General features: G+C 34.1%; 20 protein-coding genes and 2 pseudogenes. 14 read left to right on the forward strand and 8 right to left on the reverse strand.

Going from position 1 to position 21873, the window contains the following annotated elements; genetic code table 11:
* Positions 1–16: 16 nt before the first annotated feature.
* Both ABWU52_RS04080 and ABWU52_RS04085 read right to left on the reverse strand, forming a co-directional pair.
* Positions 17–388 (reverse strand): ankyrin repeat domain-containing protein, encoded by a 372-nt coding sequence (locus ABWU52_RS04080; protein ID WP_353276262.1) that lies wholly within the window; start codon positions 386–388, stop codon positions 17–19.
* A gap of 345 nt (positions 389–733) precedes the next feature.
* Positions 734–2650, reverse strand: coding sequence for a hypothetical protein (locus ABWU52_RS04085; protein WP_353276264.1), 1917 nt, complete (start codon positions 2648–2650; stop codon positions 734–736).
* A 495-nt stretch (positions 2651–3145) separates the two neighbouring features.
* On the opposite strand from ABWU52_RS04085, the gene ABWU52_RS04090 reads away from it, so the two are divergent.
* Positions 3146–3889, forward strand: coding sequence for a hypothetical protein (locus ABWU52_RS04090; RefSeq protein ID WP_353276266.1), 744 nt, complete (start codon positions 3146–3148; stop codon positions 3887–3889).
* A 435-nt stretch (positions 3890–4324) separates the two neighbouring features.
* Here ABWU52_RS04090 and ABWU52_RS04095 read toward each other — a convergent pair.
* The 3 genes and pseudogenes from ABWU52_RS04095 to ABWU52_RS04105 all read right to left on the reverse strand — a co-directional run.
* Positions 4325–5754, reverse strand: a pseudogene (locus tag ABWU52_RS04095) (recombinase family protein); the annotation flags it as partial.
* A gap of 42 nt (positions 5755–5796) precedes the next feature.
* Entirely contained in the window at positions 5797–6675 is an 879-nt protein-coding gene (locus ABWU52_RS04100; protein WP_353277659.1) for an IS3 family transposase, read from the reverse strand.
* Entirely contained in the window at positions 6651–6950 is a 300-nt protein-coding gene (locus ABWU52_RS04105) for a transposase (RefSeq protein WP_064085359.1), read from the reverse strand. The genes ABWU52_RS04100 and ABWU52_RS04105 overlap by 25 nt, the downstream gene beginning before the upstream one ends.
* 77 nt (positions 6951–7027) lie before the next feature.
* Here ABWU52_RS04105 and ABWU52_RS04110 point away from each other — a divergent pair.
* From ABWU52_RS04110 to ABWU52_RS04165, 12 genes and pseudogenes are all read left to right on the forward strand, one after another.
* Positions 7028–7567: pseudogene (locus ABWU52_RS04110) on the forward strand (hypothetical protein); the annotation flags it as partial.
* Positions 7560–8747 carry a phage tail sheath subtilisin-like domain-containing protein gene (locus ABWU52_RS04115; protein WP_353277719.1) on the forward strand — a complete coding sequence of 396 codons (1188 nt, stop codon included), beginning with the start codon at positions 7560–7562 and terminating at the stop codon, positions 8745–8747. The pseudogene ABWU52_RS04110 and the gene ABWU52_RS04115, both read left to right, overlap by 8 nt.
* An 11-nt stretch (positions 8748–8758) precedes the next feature.
* Positions 8759–9265 carry a phage major tail tube protein gene (locus tag ABWU52_RS04120; protein ID WP_353276268.1) on the forward strand — a complete coding sequence of 169 codons (507 nt, stop codon included), beginning with the start codon at positions 8759–8761 and terminating at the stop codon, positions 9263–9265.
* Between the two features lie 75 nt (positions 9266–9340).
* Entirely contained in the window at positions 9341–9598 is a 258-nt protein-coding gene (locus tag ABWU52_RS04125; RefSeq protein WP_353276270.1) for a phage tail assembly protein, read from the forward strand.
* Between the two features lie 109 nt (positions 9599–9707).
* Entirely contained in the window at positions 9708–12017 is a 2310-nt protein-coding gene (locus tag ABWU52_RS04130; protein WP_353276272.1) for a phage tail tape measure protein, read from the forward strand.
* Position 12018: 1 nt separating this feature from the next.
* Positions 12019–12366: a phage tail protein gene (locus tag ABWU52_RS04135; protein ID WP_353276274.1), complete on the forward strand. Its 348-nt coding sequence runs from the start codon at positions 12019–12021 to the stop codon at positions 12364–12366.
* Positions 12363–12572, forward strand: coding sequence for a tail protein X (locus ABWU52_RS04140; protein ID WP_341814232.1), 210 nt, complete (start codon positions 12363–12365; stop codon positions 12570–12572). The genes ABWU52_RS04135 and ABWU52_RS04140 overlap by 4 nt, the downstream gene beginning before the upstream one ends.
* The gene (locus ABWU52_RS04145; RefSeq protein ID WP_341814231.1) at positions 12573–13517 is read left to right on the forward strand and encodes a phage tail protein; all 945 of its coding nucleotides are present in this window, start codon (positions 12573–12575) and stop codon (positions 13515–13517) included.
* A 19-nt stretch (positions 13518–13536) separates the two neighbouring features.
* Positions 13537–14079 (forward strand): ankyrin repeat domain-containing protein, encoded by a 543-nt coding sequence (locus tag ABWU52_RS04150; protein WP_353276276.1) that lies wholly within the window; start codon positions 13537–13539, stop codon positions 14077–14079.
* A 60-nt stretch (positions 14080–14139) separates the two neighbouring features.
* On the forward strand, positions 14140–14373 hold the full coding sequence (locus tag ABWU52_RS04155; protein WP_065095424.1) for a hypothetical protein: 234 nt from the start codon (positions 14140–14142) through the stop codon (positions 14371–14373).
* A 27-nt stretch (positions 14374–14400) separates the two neighbouring features.
* Positions 14401–15318, forward strand: coding sequence for a patatin-like phospholipase family protein (locus tag ABWU52_RS04160; protein ID WP_353276278.1), 918 nt, complete (start codon positions 14401–14403; stop codon positions 15316–15318).
* 11 nt (positions 15319–15329) lie between these two features.
* Positions 15330–15947, forward strand: a complete 618-nt coding sequence (locus ABWU52_RS04165) for a hypothetical protein (protein WP_353276280.1) — start codon at positions 15330–15332, stop codon at positions 15945–15947.
* 46 nt (positions 15948–15993) lie between these two features.
* Here the strand turns inward: ABWU52_RS04165 and ABWU52_RS04170 are convergent, their stop codons facing one another.
* Entirely contained in the window at positions 15994–16953 is a 960-nt protein-coding gene (locus ABWU52_RS04170) for a helix-turn-helix domain-containing protein (RefSeq protein ID WP_353276282.1), read from the reverse strand.
* A 97-nt stretch (positions 16954–17050) separates the two neighbouring features.
* Here ABWU52_RS04170 and ABWU52_RS04175 point away from each other — a divergent pair, with 97 nt between their 5' ends.
* The gene (locus ABWU52_RS04175; RefSeq protein WP_353276284.1) at positions 17051–17956 is read left to right on the forward strand and encodes an Rpn family recombination-promoting nuclease/putative transposase; all 906 of its coding nucleotides are present in this window, start codon (positions 17051–17053) and stop codon (positions 17954–17956) included.
* On the opposite strand, the gene ABWU52_RS04180 is transcribed toward ABWU52_RS04175, so the two are convergent.
* Both ABWU52_RS04180 and ABWU52_RS04185 read right to left on the reverse strand, forming a co-directional pair.
* Positions 17931–20699: an ankyrin repeat domain-containing protein gene (locus ABWU52_RS04180; protein WP_353276286.1), complete on the reverse strand. Its 2769-nt coding sequence runs from the start codon at positions 20697–20699 to the stop codon at positions 17931–17933. The two genes, ABWU52_RS04175 and ABWU52_RS04180, sit on opposite strands and share 26 nt — an antisense overlap.
* 71 nt (positions 20700–20770) lie before the next feature.
* Positions 20771–21859, reverse strand: a complete 1089-nt coding sequence (locus ABWU52_RS04185) for an IS481 family transposase (protein ID WP_353276176.1) — start codon at positions 21857–21859, stop codon at positions 20771–20773.
* Between the last annotated feature and the right edge of the window lie 14 nt (positions 21860–21873).

A 21873-nucleotide genomic window follows, 5' to 3' on the forward strand; every position in this document is an offset into this window, starting at 1 on the left:
ATATTTGTTTCTTTCATTAACATTCCTTTATGAGCTTTTCTAATACATCTAAATGACTATTTTTAGTAGCCAAGTGCAAAGGAGTATCGCCATTACTGGACTTAGCATTAATATCAGCCCCTTTCTCTATAAGCTTTTCTACTATATTGACATTCTGATTGAGAGCAGCCCAGTGCAGAGGAATAGCGCCATGATTATTCTTAGCATTAACATCAGCCCCTCCCTCTATAAGCTTTTCTACTACCTGTAATTTATCTGCAAGAACAGCTAAATGTAGAGGAGTATTGCCTCTATTGTCCCTGGCATTAACATCATCCCCTTTATTGATAAGATCCGCAACTTGATTAGCATCTCCACTACGTACAGCAGCAAATAATTCATTAATCATTTAACCCTCCATAAAAACCACTCAATTTCAAAGTAAGAAAAAATGTCCTTTTCTAAATAAAACAGCTACCTGATAATATAAAGAAAAATATTTTCACTATCATATTTATTATACATAAAAAATTAATAGCTCAATATACTTTTCATAAAATACTCCATCTCTAAAACTTGTCAATCCCTATTTAGAAGTTTTTTTGATAATCTTTAATGAAAGTTCTCAACGAATTAATACTGACTTAATAGTATATATTACTAATAACTTAGACAACACAATCACTTCCGCAACCAAAACCAGCTATTGTAAGAAGATTTTATTTTGAGATCGTATGGTCTAGCAAAAATTACATTACCAATTCCAAGAAAGCGGAGCATTTGGATCATCTGGAATTTCATAAAAAGACAGCCTATCAATTAACAGACTTTCTTCATCTCTACTAAGATCTCTTTTTACAATATTGCAAAAATCTCTATTGCTCCCAAAATTAGCTGTTACTGCAGTCCTTAAATCTTGATTTCCTGCCACATCTTCCTGAAAGCTGCTGTTATTGGCAAGATGAGTTTCCAGCACAGGTTTTGCGTCATTACCAAATTTGTTTTTCACATTCAGAATAGCTTGTCCCAATTTATTTGTGTTGCTACTAATTAATTTTTCTGCCACTCCTTCTTGCAAAATACGACTACCTGCTAAGATCTCTCTATTTTCATTATCCTTCACAACCGCTTTCCCTATTTCATCTACCTTGGTATTCAAAAGGTGCTGAGTTACGTTATTGACTAACGTCTTCGACTCATCTATATTATCGCCTAAGCCACTTGCATTAAACAAATACTCAGCTAATTTTTCAGGGCTGACCTTCCCTTCAGTAATTCTTTTTGCTTCACCTTTTTCTATACTGCCAGCATTAAATAACAACTCAGCTAACCTAGAAGTGCTGACATTTTTTATTATATCTTCAATAAAGCTCTTTTGATCCCACTGATGATTCTCTGCTAGTGCATTCTTAGCATCGTTAAATACTAGTTCAGAAATCTTATACGAGCTAACTTTATCTTCGGCAATCTTTTTGGCTGCAAGTTGATCTACGTTACTTTTATTAAAAAGCAACTCAGCAAGTTTTATTGGATCAGCTTTATTTATAAAATCCTGCGAATTAAGATTTATTTTATTAGCAACATGAGTGGCAAGATTTTGACCAGTGCTATCAGTTATATCAAGTACTGTTTTTCCCAATATATCTTTATTTTCATCAGTAAGTAGCTGTACAGCGACTTCCTCAATTGATGGGCTTTTTCCATCCCTACCTGCCGGACCTTGAGGACCATCTGCACCTTTTGATCCCTGCATCCCCTTGTCTCCTAAAAAAGCTTTTGCTACCTTACCGTCATAAGCATTTTTGTTATCAGCAGTTTGATCAAGAAATCTGCCTAATTTCTCCACTAAAATTGATTTCTTTTTCCCATCTCCTATATCCTCTGTTGCATCAAGTATTTTTTTCGTGAATTCTAAAATTTTTATATTAGAGCCATCAGCTTTAGCAAAATTACCCTTTTCTGCCAAAAAATCTTTTGCTGTTTTATTATCACCATATATTTCATATTTTTCATCAAGAAGCTTCCCTAATGTATTAACTAAAATTGAAGTTGCATCGGGTTCATGTTTATAAAATAATTCACTTGCTAATCTATTGATTCCATCACTGTCACGAGAAATAAATCCTCTATCTGTATCTTCCTTAGTATATACATTTTCAACATCAACCTTTTTATTTAATCCTTTATCTACTTCTTCCTTAGTATATACATTTTCAACATCAACCTTTTTATTTAATCCTTCATCTACTTCTTCCTTAGTATATACATTTTCAACATCAGCCTTTTTATTTAGGTAAGCAGGCAGAACATCTTTCCTAAGAAATGTATTATCTAGTATCAAGTTAGAGATTTTATCATTCTTATCAAAATCTTTTGCATCAAATATCGCCTCCACTATGGACTTTTCTGCTAACTTCTCTTCAAGTACTGTATGTTCATCATTGTTAGTACTTTTCATATCAAGTAGACTTTTAAAAGCTGCCGCTAAACCTCCTACTTTATAGCTTATTTCACCTTGACCATCTTGTTTATATTTTAATTCCAGACTACCATTGCTTGCATCTAAAGTATACTTATTACCTTTCTCATCGCTCAAGGTTATAATTTTAACATTTTCCAAATTTGATATTGATGTGCCTTGATTATCTTTAAACTCTATATTAGATGTCATATCATTTCATATTAATTAAAACGAAAGGATACGCAAAAAAATATATTTTTTTATTAATACATGATGCAAAAAGAGCTTTTTATTTCCAAATAAACTAATTTTCACTCTTTCAAAACCAAGGGTCGTGAGAAGAGTTTGTTTTGGGATGGGTTGGTCTACCATGTGTACCATACGAACTTTTCTACATAATAATTCTACTATATCTTAAAACTAGCTATATTAGCCTACTTTTACCACATTTACATACGAACCAAATTGCCTAACTTTGCTGTAACAATTTCACGTTTTTATTTACACAACGCCGCTTTTGTTTAAATTATTCTCACAAATATACGATCTTTTTTTGTGTTTTTTATAAAAAGTAAACGATCAAATTTTTTGTAACGCTACGGAGTGTGGTGTTTTCTACAATCTTTTATTAGTTTGTTAACATAATTGATAATCATTAAAATATTTGCTAATATAATAACTAATGAAGTATAAGGAGATATAGAAATGAATTTCAATAAGCATGTTAATGACAACGAATTATTGTTGGAGAATCAAAGAGTAGATATCAAGAAATTGCTAAGCTTTTTGCAAGAGAAAAAAAATATTACACAACTTTCTCTCAGCTGTTGTGGTATTGGTAAAGAAGGAGCAGAGGCTTTAGCTAAGAGCGAGAACCTTAAAAATCTTACTACGCTTAATTTAGAATGGAACAAGATCGGTAAAGAAGGAGCAGAGGCTTTAGCTAAGAGCGAGAACCTTAAAAGTCTTACTACGCTTAATTTAGAAGATAATGAGCTTGGTAAAGAAGGAGCAGAGGCTTTAGCTAAGAGTGAGAACCTTAAAAATCTTACTACGCTTAATTTAGAATGTAACTTTATTGATCTTCAAGGTGCAAAAGCATTATTAAAAAGTGATAACTTTCCAAATCTTAAATTGATTAGTTTTCATTTATGGGACCAATTTTATATTGGAAGTAAGATAGATCTTTTACAAGAGATAGAAAATGCTCAATCACGTAGTAAAGCAATGATAACAGGTAGTGTTTGTGGTGTTATAACTGCACTGACAGTGGGTATTGGATGCGGTGTTATCGGTGTTGAATTATCAATATTGGCTATAGTTGGTATAGCTGTAGCAGCTGCGTTAGTAATAGGAGTTATTGCTGGTGGCACTACATATTCAGTGCTTAAGTTAGATGAACCTCCCTTAGGAATAGCTAACCAACAACAAGTACCTGGAAAGAGCTAGCTTGATAACAAAAGCCCTACAGTCAAGCGGAGGTAGGGCCACCTTTTACCTTCCTTTTGTATTTTTTTGTTGGGAAAACCCTATTAAGTTAATAACTTAAGATAATTTCTAAAAAAGTCATTCCTATGCTTATGATTTTTGGAGTATGATGAACTTTTCTTCTGCAGCATCACATGTCAGCTGAAAAGCGGTCATTGGAAGCATTTGGTGTTTCTGTTGGAGCATTTTTGGGCTTTTTTACTGATTTTATATGTAAGTTGAGATATGATAAGATCCTTATAACTTTTATTGAAATCTTAATATAACTAAGCGTTAATTTCTGCAATACTGGTTTACTTCAACTTTCACTTCTTCAACATCCTCTGGTATATCAGAAATCCTTTATAGCAGCTCTTTTTGCAGTAAACATTTTTAATTTTTTGGCACATCGATCTCCTATTGCTTTTGTAAATTAAGACCGTAAAACTTCTCTACTTGCCCACTCCATAGCATCGATATTTCTCTTAAATCCACTAACCTCAAACTCCTTGGCTGTCTCCCATTTACTATGTCTTCTTTTATCTTTGGAGCTAAATAATTCAACCTTAAAATTTGCTGTATACGTCTTGTACCTATATTAATTTTAACGCTCATCTCCTTCACGCTTGCATATTTTCCCTCTTCTAGTTGCCGTTTCCACAGATGGGCTCTTACCACTGCTTTCAGTAGCGCATTGTTTGTTTTACCTTCTGGTTCTATTACTGTGCATTTATTTCCTTTCTTCTTTATTGGAATAAATGTTTCCTCTGACTCAGAATGTACCTCTATTCCATCTTCTCTTATCATTACTCCTTTTATTAATTTCTTCACTGCTTCTTTCTGTTCTCCGAAACTTAAATTTTTCCACTCTTCTGCTTTTTCTTGCCAATTTTTGTATAGGTGCTCTGCTCTCTTCATTACTTCTTTTTCCACTTCTCCTGCTACTATTATTCGATTCACTGATTCACAATTCTTTCCCCTTAAGTGGTTATTACATACGTAGTATCGATATCTCTTATTCTCTTTTTTTGAGTATGTCAGCGTCATATTCACATCACAGCTCTTGCACTTAATTATTCCCCTAAGCAGCGCTTCCTCATATCTTGCTTTTCTATATGGCTGATTCTTTATCAATTCCTGCGCTTTTTGCCATTTTTCTTCCTCTATTATCGCCTCATGCTTTCCCTCATACTGGTTTTCATAATGCCGTATTTTTCCCATATATATTGGGTTTGTTATTATTCTTCTCACCGTCGCTTTTTTAAAGATATCTGATTTTGTTCTGTAACCTTCTCTATTTAACTCCCTTGCCAATTCTGCCATTGACTTTAGCTCCACATATCTTTCAAATATATGCTTTACTGTTTTTGCTTCTTTTTCATTTATTATTAATTCTTTATCTTTTACATCATACCCAAGCGGTAAAGTTCCACCCATCCATAGACCTTGTTCTTTTGATGTTGCTATTTTGTTTTTTACTCTCTCTACTATCATTTCTCTTTCTAGTTGGCTGCCCCTGATAACACTGTTTGTACAAACTTTCCCATTGGCGTATTATTGTCAAATATCTGCGTTACTGCTATAAAATTTACTCGGTGCCTTCTAAAAAATGACGTTACTTCTATGCTGTCTTTTGTTTCTCTCGAGAGCCTATCTAGCGTATATACTACTACACAATCTACTTCTCCTTTTTTTACATCTTCAAACAACTCCTTTATTGCTGGTCTTTCTAAATTTTTCCCTGAAAATCCTCCATCATCGTACCTTTTGGCCAATATTACCCAGCCTTCTCTGCTCTTTATGTATTTTTCACATGCTACTCGCTGCGCATCAAGACTGTTAAACTGACCTTACCCAGAAAAAGTAGACAGAAAGTTAAGACGTTTTTGCTATGAGAATGATGAATCAAAAAGCTCAGGAATGCAATAGTTAATAGTAGAATGTCTACGCTGTTTATTATAAAAAATTTCTATATATTCAAATATTGCGGTTTTAGCTTGTTGTGCAGAGTGTTGTGAAGTATCAATGAGTAACTCTCTCTTAAGTGAACTAAAAAAGCTCTCTGAAACAGCATTATCATAACAACAACCTTTGTGACTCATACTAGAAGTAATATTTTTTGTACTTAGTAAAAATTGATAATTTTTAGAGGTGTATTGCGATCCTTGATCGCTATGAAATAGTAGATTTTTAGCAGATTTGCGCCTACCAATAGCCATGAATAACGCATCTATAACTAATTGCCTATTTACTGCATTACTCATTGACCAGCCAATCACCATGCGTGAATATAAATCTATTATTGCTGCCAAATATAACCATCCTTCATTAGTTTTTATGTACGTAATATCAGTTACCCATATCTTGTTAGGTTGATCAGCGATAAAATTCTGATTTAATATGTTAGGAGTTATAACTCTATTGTCTATTTGTGGTTTTTTACTTTTAAACTTTCGTCTAAGCTTAGCTTGAATGCCATTTTTCTGCATAACATTTTGCACTGTTTTGATGTTATAATTTTTACCTAAAGCCTTTAATTCAGCGTGAATTTTAGGAGCTCCGTATCTGCATTGTGATGCTCGATATACCTTCTGAATATCTTGTATGAGCTCTTCTCTTATTGATTTTTTGTTGTTTTTTTCCTTAGTAATCCATTTATAATAACCACAAGCAGATACGTTCAAAAATCTGCATGATTCCCGTATTTTATAGCATTTTTTATGTTCTTTTATAAAAGAATATTTTACTCTTTTTGGTTTGCAAAATATCCCAGGGCTTTTTTTAAAATGTCTCTTTCCCTCGTTACTCTTGCCAGCTCTTTCTTTAAATCAAACTTTTCTTTGTCACAATGAGCTACTTTCCCTTTTCCTGGAAACGCATCTACTCCAGACATTCTATCATTGTATGTTTTTACCCATCTGCTTAATGAATCACCGCTAATACCCAAATCTCTTGCTATTTTTGCTGATGATTGACCTGTTTCTTTTACTAGTCTTATAGCTTCAATTTTGAATTCTGCTGTATATTCTTTTCTTTTTGTCATACCACACCTCTTTGAAAAAACGTTTTATTTTACTTCAAAAACGTCTTAACTTTCTGTCTACTTTTTCTGGGTAAGGTCAAAATGATAAACAAGTAGAAACAACAACACTTGAAAGCAAGCCAACTGAAAATGATTGGTATGAAGCACCAGAAGATTTTGATTGGCAAAAAAGCTATTGTTTAACAGAAGGAGGAAAAATTGCTCAGCGTACTAAAGAAGATATACAAAAGGAGTTACTGGATAATGCGAAGCTTTGTGCATTTGATAGTATGCGTTTCTATTATGATAATCATACTCACCAATATGCAGGTCATTCTCACCAAAAAGCTAAATCTTATGAGATTCAAGCGGAAGCCGCAAAAAGCATTCTAGCAGCACCAGAATCTATAGATGAAAAGGATAAAGAAATTATAGAACCTTTAGCAAAAGTCCGTGGTATTACGGTTATTGAAATGGCAAGAATAATTGAGGAAAAAGTGAAAAAAGCAGTAAAAGCAATAATTAAATGTGAAGAGCTTGAAGATTTAGCCAAAAGAAAGATTGAAGAAGCCAAAAGTGAAAATGAGCTACAGACTTTGCTAGATGATTTCAGGAAAAAAATACAAAGAAATGGCTGAAGAATTTTTACATGGCGTAAATGTTATTGAGGTAACCTCAGGAGCAAAGACAGTACGTACAGCTAAATCATCAGTGATAGGTGTAATTGGTACTGCACCTGAAGCTGATGAGCAAAAATTTCCACTGAATAAACCAGTGTTAGTTGCAGGAAGCTTAAAGGAAGCAGCAAAGCTCGGAAAGAGTGGCAGTTTACCTTCTGCAGTAAATGGAATATTTTCCCAAATCGGTGCAACAGTAGTAGTTATTCGAGTTAAAGAAAGTGAAAACAGCGATCCAAAGCTCAAAGAAAGTGAAACTATTCAAAGTATAATCGGTGGAGTTGATAAAGAGACTGGAGAGTATCAAGGGATAGAGGCATTCCTCAGTAGTGAAAGTATAGTTCATGTTGCTCCAAGAATATTAATTGCACCTCAGTTTACTCATCAGTTACCTGAAATAGATGGAGTAAATCCAGTAGTGAGTGCTTTAATTTCCATAGCAGAAAAATTAAGAGCAATTATTGTTGCAGATGGACCAAATACTAATGATGAAGAAGCAATAAAATGGAGAAAAAGTGTAGGCAGCTCAAGAGTTTACGTAGTTGACCCTTGGGTTAAGGTATTTATTGAAGGAAAAGAAGGAACCTTGCCAGCAAGCCCATTTTTAGCTGGTTTAATAGCAAAAGTAGATAGCGAACAAGGATTTTGGCACTCACCTTCAAATAAAGAGATAAATGGTATTGTTGGAACAAGCAGGCCTATTGATTTTACGCTCGGTAATACAAATTGTAGAGCAAACCATTTAAATGAAAATGAAGTAACAACGATAATTCATCAAAATGGCTATAGGCTTTGGGGAAATAGAACATGTTCAAACGATTCGAAATGGGCTTTTCTATCAGTAAGGCGCACTGCAGATTTAATTAACGATAGTTTACTTCGAGCTCATCTCTGGGCAGTTGATCGCAATATCACAAAAACTTATATAGATGATGTGATTGAGGGGGTGAATTCTTACCTTGCAAGTTTAAAAGCGCAAGGAGCAATTATCAGTGGAAAATGTTATGCAACTCCCGAACTCAATACACCGGCAAATATTGCAAGCGGAAAAGTGTCTTTTGATTTTGAGTTTACACCGCCATATCCAGCTGAGCAAATAATATTCAGATCCCATCTTGTAAATAATAGTGTAATAAGTTAGGAGAAAGCGAAGTGTTACCCAAAATACTGAGAAATTTTAACGTATTTGTAGATGGTCGTGGTTATGCAGGAAAAATAGATGAAATTACGCTACCAAAGCTTACCATAAAAACAGAAGAGTACCGTGCTGGTGGTATGGATATTCCAATAAATATTGACATGGGCATGGAAAAGCTTGAAGCAGATTTCACTTTTGCTGAATACGATACAGAGCTATTTAGACTATTTGGCTTGATAGATGGAAATGCGGTTTCTTTGACGCTAAGGGGCGGATTACAAGGCAGTGGAAGTAATGATATTGAAGGAGTTATTATCAACCTTAGGGGAATATTTAAAGAGTTTGATTTTGGTAGCTGGAAACCTGCTGAAAAAGCCACTCTCAAATGCACTGTAGCTGCCCATTATTATAAACTTACGATAGGTGGCAATGAGCTGATAGAAATCGATGCTGAGAATATGATTCGCAAGATTAATGGTGTTGATCAGATGGTACTACTTCAGACGGTACTTGGAATATGAGGATTTTTAGAATTCTATTTTTTAGATGTTGATCAAAAACGTTTTACAAGATTTTATTTTTTATAGGAGAATTTTATGCAAACTATAACACTAAACAACCCAATAACAGCTGATGGAATTTCTGTCTCAGAACTTACCGTTAGACGTCCAAAAGTAAGGGATTATCTAGCAATAGAACGCCTTAATGGTAGTGATCTGAGTAAGGAAGTAACTTTGACTGCCAATTTGACATCAGTTGCAAAAGAAGCAATTGAAGAGTTAGATATTGCTGATTATGTAAAAGTGCAAGAGGTATTAAAGGATTTTTTTTCACCGATTATCCAAAAAACTTGAGATTAGAAGTACTAGTGCTTGGCTCTATCGTTGGTGGTGGAGTTGAGCACTTACTTGAAATGGAGATTAGTGAATTTATTTCATGGAGCAAATCAGCAAAGGAGCTTAAATGTCAACATTATCTATAAAAATCGGAGCTGTTTTAGATGGTAGCTTTAATACTGTAATAAAAGGAAGTAGTAGTCGACTTACTCATCTTGGTGAGAATATAAGAAAGCTTGATTCATCTTTTAAATCAGTATCAAAATTTAAGCAGTTGGGTAGTGATGTTTTGACTAGCAAGAGATCATGGAAAGGTTTTGAGGATCAGGTAAAATCCCTTGCTAAACAGATAAAAGCAGTCGAAAAACCGAGCAAAACTTTAAAAGCTGAGTTTAATAAGGCTAAAGCATCAGCAACAAAAGCAAAAGAAGCATACTTGAAAAAGAGAGATGCCTTACATTCATTCAATGAAGAAGTAAGAAAAAGTGGAAGAAATATTAAGTCATTAGTAAGTGATCAATATAAACTTAGTTCGTCCATTGAAACGTTAAAAGGTAAGTATAGTAAGCTTGGATCTGCAATACGTAGTCACCAAAGTTTTTTAGCAAGCAAAGCACATTTTAAGTCACAAATTATAGAAACTATTGGTCTTGGACTAACACTTGCAGCACCAATCAAAGTTGCTATTGATTTTGAATCGGCCATGGCTGATGTTACAAAAGTAGTTGAATTTAACAAAGAAACAAAGGAAGTAGATAAATTTGCCCAGAAATTAAAAGAGATGTCACGTACTATACCACTATCAGCAGCAGAATTAGCACAAATAGCTGCAAGCGGTGGTCAACTTGGTATCAAGAAAGAAGACCTTTTTAATTTTACAGAAACAGTGGCAAAAATGTCCACAGCATTTGATATGTCTGCAGAACAAGCAGGAGATTCCATAGCTAAACTTTCTAACGTTTATGGAATTGATGTTAGTGAAATGGAGCATGTTGGCAATGTAATCAATCACTTATCAGATAACACTGCTGCTAAAGCAAAAGACATGGTTGAAGCTCTAGCAATAGTTGGTGGTACTGCAAAGCAGTTTGGATTAAAGTTTGAACAAACAAGCAGTTTAGTAAATGCTTTCATTAGCTTAGGCAAACAACCAGCAAAAGCTGCAACTGCAATCAATGCACTACTTTCAAAGCTTCAAACTGCTGAAAGTCAAGGAAAAGCGTTTAAAGCAGCATTAGAAGAAATGGGCATAGCCACAGAAGAAATGGTACAAAGGATAAGTGAAAATGGAGAAGAAGCATTGCTATATTTTTTCCAAACTCTAAAGAAAATGGATAACCAGGAACGTTCTCAAATCCTTATGAAACTTTTCGGTCAGGAATATCAAGATGATATTGCATTATTAGCTGGAAGTTTTAATAAGTATGAGGATGCAATAAAGTTATTGGCTAATACAGAAAAGTACGGGAGCTCTCTGCAAAAAGAATTCAAAAATCGTGCAGATACCACAGCTAATAAATTACGACTCCTTAAAAATGCAATAATTGAAGTTGGTATGAACTTGGGCTCAGTGATGCTGCCTACTTTAAAATTTATAGCTGAATTTTTACAAGAAAAAACTAGGAACATAGCCTTATTTGCAGAAAAATATCCAACCTTAACTACAGCAATCATGGGAACTATAACAGCTTTAATAAGTTTGAAAATTTTAGTAGTGAGCTTGGGTTATGGGTTTACTTTTTTAGCAAGTACAGTTCTCGGGGTAAGAGCAAAAATAATTGCAACATTTTCATTTTTATCAGCTACAGTTTTTCCTGCAGTAATAACAGGGCTAAGAGCAATAACGCTTGCTGTAATGAGTAATCCTATAGGGCTTTTAATTACTGGACTTGTCACAGGTGCAGCACTTGTTATCACCAACTGGCAAAAGGTGAAAGACTTTTTCTCTAGCTTTTGGAAATCACTCATTAAACCTATAGGGAAAGCTTTTTCATGGGTAGGAAATACAGTTAGTAGCATATTTGGAAAAATCTCTGAAAATAGTCCACTGAAAGAATTTGAAAAGAGAAAAACTGTTGTTTCGTTGGTTGATGGAAAAAACAGCAGTATACTCTCTCAAAACAACATTTTTAATAACAGAAATCCTCTATTAAGTAATAGTGCACTCAAAGAAATTTCCCAGAATAGCTCGAATAATGTTAAGATTACACATACTATCACAGAAAAGAAATCTATAGCAGATGAGAAAAATCTAGAAGAGTACATAAAAGGCAAGTATGAAAATAAAACTTTTAACCAAACTCAACATAATTATTTTAACATAAGCATTCAAGCAGCAGCAACTCAGGATGTTCGTAGCCTTGCTGATGAAGTAATAAAAAGGATAAGAGAAAAATCACGTGATGTTCTGTTTGATAACATAGACCCCGTTTATTAAAGTGTTGTCTCTTGGCCCGTATAAATTTGCTCCAACAAGTTTAAAGTATAATAGAGAAAATCGTTGGAGCACAATTGAGTGTATTGAAAATATGCCACTATTGCAAAATATCGGCCAAGGTGTAGAAAATATAGATTTGAAAGGAATGATTTATCTTCATAATCTTAACGGGCTAAACCAATTAAAGAATATGAAAGAAGCTGAAAAACCACATGTTTTAGTAGATAGTTTAGGTAATATTTTAGGACAATTCGTAATTACCAAGTTAGAAGAAAAGCAGATGTATTTTTTACCTAATGGACTACCGAGAAAAGTTGAATTTAGTTTGAGTTTGAAAAGCTATAGATGACTATATATTACTTAACTAAAGAAGGAGAAATGCTAGATCTGATTTGCTGGAAACATTACGGGTTTACGGATGGAGTAGTGGAATTAGTACTAGCAGAGAACTTAGGTTTGGCAGAATACGGAAGCTTTTTGCCTGCTGGATTAAAGATAAAACTTCCTACTATTAAGAAAACAGTACAAAAGTCAAAATTAAAGGTCTGGGAATAAATGCAGCCAGATTTTATAATAGATAAATGTGAATCAATTAAAGATAGAGTTATCTCATTGCGCCTTACAGATGAATCTGGGACAATAGACGATGTAGTTGAAGTGTGTGTTGATTACAGAGATGAAAACATAGATGTTCCGAATGAATTAAGTATCGCTCTAGGTTACAAGGAAACTGGAGTAGTACCTATGGGTATATATACGGTTAATGAAATTACAGTGCAGAGTCCACCTAAAACCTTACTAATAAAGGCTCATGCAACAAATTTAAGACTCTCATTAAAAGAGAAAGTATCTAAAGAATGGCATCAAATTACTTTAGGTAACTTGGTTAAGGAAATAGCAGAAAAACACGGATATGGGTGCAGAGTTGCAGAAGAATTTGAAAATGTGTTGATTCCACATATTAACCAAACAGAAGAAAGTGATATAAGTTTACTAACAAAAATAGCAATAGAACGCGAGGCAATGGCAAAGTTAGCTGGCGGATATATACTCTTTATTCCAAAAGGCAAAGCAAAGTCGGCAACTGGAAAAGCTTTAGGAACAACAGCGATTAGACCTAAAGACGCGATAAATTGGAAAGCGCACTTTACCGTGAGCAGGTACAACTCAGTGATTGCAAAATGGCATAGTTATGAAAGAGGTGAAACTATATCAGAAACAGTTGGCTCTGGTAGTCCAAGTTATATCATACAAACAATTTACTCGAATGCAGAGTTAGCATTAAGTTCGGCAAATGCTAAATTAAAACAACTAAAACGAAATAATGCAGTGTTGGATATCACTATGCCTGGTAATCCAGAGCTATTTGCAGAGGCAAAACTTAGCCTGTTAGGGTTTCATCAAGATATAGACGGTGAATGGATAATTGACAGAGCAGAACATGTGTTAGATAGTTCAGGTTATCGCACTGCATTGTCAGCATCTATCAGTAAACGTTAAAGGAAAATCAGTAAAACCAATGTTTAATGTTGAAAAAGTATTGAATATGAATAGAGACTCAAGAAATAAGCTACATTTTTGGTGGTGTATAACAATGATAATATGTGTTGTTATTACCTATTGCTATATGAAAGCAAAAGCTACAGATAATTATAAAACAATATTACGCGTTGCTTCTCAAAATTGTAACTTAGAAGTTGTAAAATTTTCAGCAAATAATCTATTAGATATTAATACACAGATTCCCGAATTAACAGCATTACATTATGCATCTGGTGCAGGATGTTTGGAGATTGTTAAATTTTCAATAGAAAAAGGAGTTGATATAAACACAGAAAAATATGAAAGATGGACAGCATTACATGCAGCTTCATACAAAGGTAACCTAGAGATAATTAAATTTTTGTTAGAAAAAGGCGCAAACCCTAACATTAGAGACACAGATGGAAAAAACCCAAGAGATGTAGCTGTACTAAGATCGCGGCATAATAAAGATAAACCATACGATGAAATTATACACTTGCTCTATAATGCTGAAAAGAAACACGAGTCTGATCGGTAATATTTCGTAACTGGAAACGAGAAGTAGTTGAAAGTTTTTTATTACACAGTTAGGAGAAACATGCAGAATCAAAAGATTCCAATCACAGTAATAGTAACGATGGTAATACAGACCATAGCAACAATTTGGTGGCTTGCCAAGCTGGATTTACGGGTTCACATTCATGATAAATTTATAGAGCAGAACAACGGATTGACCGTTACGGTATATCGTCTGGAAGAACGGGTAAAAAATCTTTCTGAGGAACTTGATGAGTTTAAATTACAAGTCTTAAGCGGGAAAATTAAATCTTAACATCTTTATCTAAATTTTCATTTCACAATGACTAAATATATTTTACCCGTTGACGGCGGAGGCATAAGAGGAATAATACCAGCCATAATACTAGCAGAAATAGAAAAAAGATCAAGAAAAAAGGTAGCAGAAATCTTTGATCTTATGGCAGGGACCTCAACCGGTGGAATTGTTGTAGCAGGATTATGTAAAAAAGATAAACAAGGAAACCCTCAATATTCAGCCAATGATTTAGTTGAGCTTTACCAAAAGTATGGACCATATATTTTCAAGTCTTCATTTTTTAGGCGATCAATATTATCTTGGTTTAACTGTGCACAATACCCATATAAAAATATTGAATTTGTATTGGACAAATATTTTGGTGATGATACTCTACAAAACACTTTAAATAATGTACTGCTTACCAGTTACGACATTCAGAATAATTGCCCATTTTTCTTTAAAAGCTGGAAAGAAGGTACTATTAAGCTGAAAGATGCACTCAGAGCTGCAACGGCTGCACCTACTTATTTCATACCAAAACATCTAAAAATTGACCAGATAGATAGAGTATTAGTGGATGGCGGGGTGTTTGCCAATAATCCTGCGGCTTGTGCATATGCAAGTGGTAAGAAATTGTTTCCAAATGATGAGATTATACTGTTATCACTAGGTACTGGTAGAACAGATAGAAGCATAGCTAATTCAAGGAGATTTGGAAAAATAGGATGGATCAAGCCACTACTGAATGTGATGTTTTCTTCAAGTTTAGATGCAGTAAACTATCAACTTAATCAAGTTATAGCTGATAAATATATACGCATACAATCGCAACTAAAAACAGCATCACCTGACATGGATAATATTACATCAAAAAATATCAAATCTCTTCAGCAGGAGGCAAATGCAATGATAGAAGATAATCAAAAAGTAATCGATAAATTTTGCGATATCGTATCTTAATTTACATAAAAATGCCAAGCAAACTAAAAAAATTATACCACAAAGCAAAGAAAGGTTTAAAAAACATAGTTTCGTCCGAAAAACATAAAGCCGTAACTAAAAATCAAGAAGTTAAAATTTCAAACGATAAGCCAAAACCGCTACATGAGCAACCTCTAAAGTTGATGGAGAAGACCTCTAAAGTAAAAAAAGATAAAAAAGGAATAAAAGAAAAAATAAAAAGCTTTAAAATAAAACCCGTAGAAAAAGAGCTGAAAAAGGGTAACATATTCAAAAAAGGCTTCAAAAAGCTAAAAGGGAAAATAAAAAGCCTAAACCCCATAAAGTCCAAGAAAAACAAGATAATCGGGAGCAAAAGACTAGCATTTTTACTAATATCTGCTACAATCGTGGCAATTTTACCAACATTCAGTTTAGCTCCCTTGCCAGCATTAGCGGTAACTTCTGCATGTGTTTTCAGTATAAACTTTATCGCAGTCAAAACATTGAAGAAGTTTATCAAACAACGCAAATTAGCAGCAGAATCTAAAGAAGTAGCCGAACCAAACAAGCCGGAAGAGGAAATTCAAGATGTATCGGTTAAACCGGTAAAAGAAAAAGCCGCAAGCAAAACTTCAGAGAAGTCTTAAATAGATTAACTATTTTTATCTATATCATAATATATTATATAAATTATCATAGTTTTAATTCCGTTGGGAGCGTAAGTTGCGCAATTTCCTCAACAGTCAAGCTAGTTATTGAAGAAATAGCATCAGCAGAAACACCTAGTATAAGTAGATTATTTGCAACTTTTATTCCCTCTATTTTATCAATCTTCTCTTTGTAAATTTGCTTTCTTTGCAATAGAAATTCTACCCATATATCCAGTTCATCTTGTGATTCTTGAGTGTTAATTTTTTTTAACTCTCTCGCCCAGCTTAATAGCTCTCCTTCACTATCTGTATCTTCGTCTTCACAACAGTTTTCTTCCGTTACCAGATCTTCAGCATTCACTGATAATTCTCTTGCTATCTCCCACAACCTTTCACTGAAAATGGTGACACTCCCTTGTTCATAGTGATGTATCTGTGAGGGCCCTACATTAAGCTTTTTTGCTAATTCCTCTTGCGTATATCCTCTTATTATCCTCCACTTTTTCATCTCTTGTCCTCCGTTTTGGCTTGTACAACCGATACTCTCTCTATCAGCATATTCTTCAATTGATAAGCCCGTTGCTCGATAGATAATCTCAGTATCAAACCCCGCCTTAACTAGATTCTTTGCAATTCTTATTCTTGCTGCTTTTATATTACTTTCTTCTTCAGCTCGAACAGATTTGGTTAATGCATAAATTGCTTTGTGTCCTCCTGTTTTTTCTATGAAATTATACATTTCCTGAACCTTAGCTTTGTCGAAACAACTACTTTCTTTTAGTACTTTTCGTCTTGGAAAGAGATTTCTAACAGGAATTGATAACGCCTCTGCTAGGATTTTTAACTTTTCAGTTGGAATGCCACATGTTCCTTGCTCGTATCTTATCAGTGTATGATAGTTTATGCCTGCCTTGTCTGCTAAGTTTTTCAGAGTATATTTTTGTTTTAACCTCCAGCTCCTTACTTTTTGTGCTATCTGGTACCTTATCGAGATGTTTGTCATAAATATTATACAGGTTAACATAAATCAACTACGTTTAATTGTTGAATATTTCTTCAGAATTGTGTATAATTATTAATGCTTTTTAGGTTAACTTGTCATGGCTTTTTCTAAATTTCTTGATCCGAAAAACGACCTTAGCTTTAAAAAGATATTTGGCTCTGAAAAGAATAAAAATATCCTCATTCACTTCCTCAACGATATCTTGGACTTTTCTACTTCTGATCAAATAATAGAAATTGAATTCCTCAGCACTATTATGGACCCTGAAATTGCCTCTGACAAGCAAAGCATTGTTGACGTTCTTTGCAAAGACTCCATTGGTAATAGATTTGTCATCGAAATGCAGCTCGCTCGTGATAAAGGCTTTGAAAAACGTGCTCAACTTTATGCCGCTAAAGCTTACTCAAGGCAATTAGATAAATCTGGTAATTACATTGATCTTCAGAAAGTCTTCTTTATTGCTATTTCCAATTGTAACCTTCTGCCTGAAGAAGTTAACTATATTTCTACTCATAATATACGTGATATCAAAACCAATGGTCATTACTTAAAAGATCTACAATTTGTCTTTATTGAATTGCCTAAATTTACAAAAAATAGAGTAGAGCAGTTAGAGAACACTACAGAGAGATGGTGTTTCTTTTTTAAATACGCAGAAGAAACAACTGAAGAAGATCTGAAAAAGATAGCAGCAGAAGCTCCAATAATAAAGCTAGCATATGATGAATTAGACAGATTTCGCTGGAATGAAAAAGATTTGATAGCATATGAAGAAAGAATATTAAGTGTACAGAAAGAAAAGGCTATTTTAGAACAAAAACTCGATGATGCTACTCAAAAAGGCATCCAAATCGGCCAGGAAAAAGGCAGAGCGGAAGGCGAAAAACAGGCTAAAATTGCTGTGGCTAAAAATTCACTTAAAGCAGGTGTCTCTATTGATGTTATTGCTCAAATTACCGGCCTTTCTTTGGATGAGATTAAGCAACTTGACTTGCATAAGTAACTCCTTTCAAGCCCTTGTTATTCGCAGGTTCTACAGCAATGCTGTTAAGTGAAGATAAAGGTATTTTATTATCTACATTAGCTATACCTTGCTCCTGATTATTACTGTTAATCATTTGCTGCCTACCTAGCATCTTTTCAATATTGCCTTTTAAAATACTTAGAAATTTCTCATTTTTCGGACAAGCTTCTTTTGCAGCTGAATATAAGGTATTTGGCATTTGAGAGTACCTCTCGTTCCTCACATGGCCTGCTATATCTAAATATACTTTAAAAAAGTTAACATCTTTTACTAATACACCAGATTGTTTAGCTGTTTTTCTTAGTATCTCCTCAAACTCTCCTATAATATTCAATGTGCTTGCAAGAACTTCTTCAGGAGTAATAGAACACATTTTAGGAAGAGGATATTTTTTATCTAGAAAACTTTGTAATAAGAAGAACGTCAAGCCAATATTATTACTCATACAAACCTCACTACTAAATTGACTAGTGTACTGTTTATTTGGATTTCTTGCTGTATTATAATAACCTGAGCCTTTTTTGGGAATCCCAGGTAATTCAACTTTTAAAGGGGAGTATATAAACCGAGAAATACCTTTAATAGCATCTACAATAGTATTAGCAACAATATTTATCAATGAAGATGGTCTTGCCCCACTACTTGCTGCTATCTCAGGTTGATCACTTGAATCTAGGGATTCACTTAGCAAATGACGGCGTTCGCGCTGTGCAGATTTTCCTTTTTCTTGATTAAGCTTTTCTCCTAAATATTTTAAAATATTATTATGGCCTTTATCTCTAGCAATATCTAGCGGTGTTTTACCATTATTATCTTTAGCATCAATGTTAGCTCGATTATTTATAAGATGCTGCAGTACATCTAAATGACCATCCCAAGAAGCCAAGTGTAGTGGCGTCTCACCATTTTTATCAACCTCATTAATACTTGCTCCTTTCATAAGAAAAAGCTCTATAATCTCTTTATCATTACTCTCAGCAGTGTTATATATAGGCCCTCTACCATATTCATCTTGAATATCTTTGTGATTATTCATAACAGCAAAGTGCATAGGAGTTCTGCCAAGTATATCCTTAGCATTCACATTGGCTCCCTTATCAACTAAAAACTTGGCAATATCTGAATGACCTTTCAATGCAGCCCAGTGTAGTAATGTGCAGCCATATTTATCAGTCGCATTAACACTCACATCTTTACTAACAAGAAACTCTACTGTGTCTAAGTTACCACTCCAAGTATAATAAAACCCGCCATGCGTTCTGTCGTCAATATCTTTAGCAATAAGGTCATTAATTGTCCTTAGATCCTTTTCACTTTTTATGGTAAGTAATAATTCTTTATCTAAGTGTGCTTGCATAAAAACTTCCCTCATTGTATGAGAATTGGCCTCATCTAGAGGAGTTCTACCATTGTTATCTTTAGTATCAATATTAGCACCTTTACCTACAAGGTATTTTGCTATATCTAATTTATTAATCCAAGAGGCCCAGTATAAAGGTGTTCTGCCATCCTTATCCTTAGCATTAATATTGGCACCCTCATCTATAAGGCACTTTGCCATATCTAATCGATTATTAGAAACAGCAAAGTGTAACGGTGTCCAACCGTTCCAATTTTGAGCATTCAAGATAGCACCTTGACTTACAAGATCTTTTACTTTATTAAAATCACTATCTTGTACTGCAGCCAGTAATTGCTCATTTAACTGCGCTTGTTTTAGATATTTTATAACATCATCATGCTTTTGATCGATAGCAACATTCAAAGGTGTTTTACCACCTTTGTCTTGAGTATAAACGTCGGCTCCCTTATCTACAAGGTACTTTACTACACCCAAGTGACCATTCCAAGAAGCACAGTATAGTGGTGTTCGACCATATCTATCAACATCATCAATGCTCATTCCCTTACTAAGAAAAAATTCTATGATGTTTTTATTATTATTTTCAGCAGCAATATGTATAGGTTTCCTACCAAAAATATTCTCAGCATTAATATCAGCTCCCTTCTCGACTAGTGATCTAGTATCATTTAATTGACCTTTCCATGCAGCTAAGTGTAGCGGTGTCCAACCATTTTCATCTTTAGAATTAATATCAACATTTTCTCCAAAATGACTATTCACAGAAATATTGCAAATAGGAGGCTCTATTATGCTTTGATTAAAACTAAAAGCTACGCCATTATTGTCTCTAGCGCCAGTACCCGTACTCTGGCTTCTACTTTTTCTTACAGTAGGTCCACAATCTTCTATCTTCCATACACCTTGCATAACCTTGCCCCCTGGAATCCAAGTAAATACTCTTCGCCTATCATCGTCATATTTAGCATAATCAGCAGCATATAAATATTCATTAAGCTCAACATTCATAATAGAACAGTTATCGCCATCAGGTTCAATCTTCCACACATCTCGTGCAACTCTTCCTCCTGAAATCCAAGTAAACACCATTCGTCTATCATTATCATAATTAAAATAGTTACTAGCAGCATACAAAGTTTCATTAAATGCAACATTCAATATATAAAAGTTGTCACCGTCAGGTTTAATATTCCACCTAAACTTATCATTTTTTTCATTCTTTGGAGTCCAAGTAAATGCCATTCGTCTGTCGGTATCATAATTGAAACATTTGTTAGCAGCATATAAATATTCACCTTGATAAATATTCTTAATACATACTTTCGATGAAAATACTGCATTCCTTACTGATTCTGGCAATCTGCCTTTTAGATTTTCAAGTTCAGATTTTTTTTCTTGTAATAGTTTAGACTTAATCTGACAAGCATGAATTATCTGACAGAAGAATCGACGAAGTCAAAACCGATATCAGAATCTGCTTTAATGTTATCAATATTTTTTTGGTAAGCAATATGCATACTGTCAAAAAAGGTCTGCATAGGAGTCTTACCGTAGCAATACTTACCAGAATGAGGTCTAGCTCTATTGTAAGAATGCAACCAATGATCAACATCTAACTGAAGCTCTTCCAAAGTACTATAAATCTTTTTCCTAAAGATAATATTGTAACATTCGTCTTGCATAGTTCTATGAAGCCTTTCACATATACCATTAGTCTGTGGAGAATAAGCTTTGGTTCTAGAGTGATCAATATTTTCTATTCCCAAATATAGCTGGTACGCATGATTCCCTGGTTTGCCACAATACTCCGTACCTCTATCGGTTAAAATGCGTAGCAATGGAACTTTCTGTTCATCAAAAAATGGTATAACTCTATCATTGAGAAGATCTGCAGCTGTTATGGCAGTTTTCTCCGTATAAAGCTTAGCGAAGGCCACTCTAGAGTAGGTATCAATAAAAGTTTGTTGATAAATTCGTCCAATACATTTGATATTGCCTACATAATAGGTATCTTGACTACCTAAGTATCCAGGGTGTTGTGTCTCAATTTCGCCATGTGCCTCTTTTTGTTCCTTAGCTTTTTCTAAAGCAGTAACTTGCTCCTCTGTCAAAATTATACCATCTTGTACTACCTTCGCTTCCAGCGCTTTCAATCTCTTTTTAAAATTTTCAAGATCGTTTCTTTGCCATATTGATCTTATCCCGCTAGCAGATATTAGAATTCCTCTCTTTTTCAGTTCATTTGCTGCTCTTTCTTGTCCATATGCTGGAAATTCTATTGCTATTTCAACTACTGCTTTTTCTATATTCTCTGATACTCTATTTGCATATAATGGCTTACTTTTACTTATCTCATGTAATCCCTCTTCTCCTCCTGTTTCATATAGTTCTTTGAATCGGTAAAATGTATCTCTCGAATATCCCATCACTTTACATGCCTGCGATACATTCCCTAATTGTTTTGCAAGTTCTAGCAATCCTAACTTTGGTTTTAATATTTTTTCTTGTGTTGTACTCATATCTGACACTCCTT

Origin of the sequence: Wolbachia endosymbiont (group B) of Villa cingulata, assembly GCF_964028285.1 — a bacterium.
Taxonomy (GTDB): domain Bacteria; phylum Pseudomonadota; class Alphaproteobacteria; order Rickettsiales; family Anaplasmataceae; genus Wolbachia.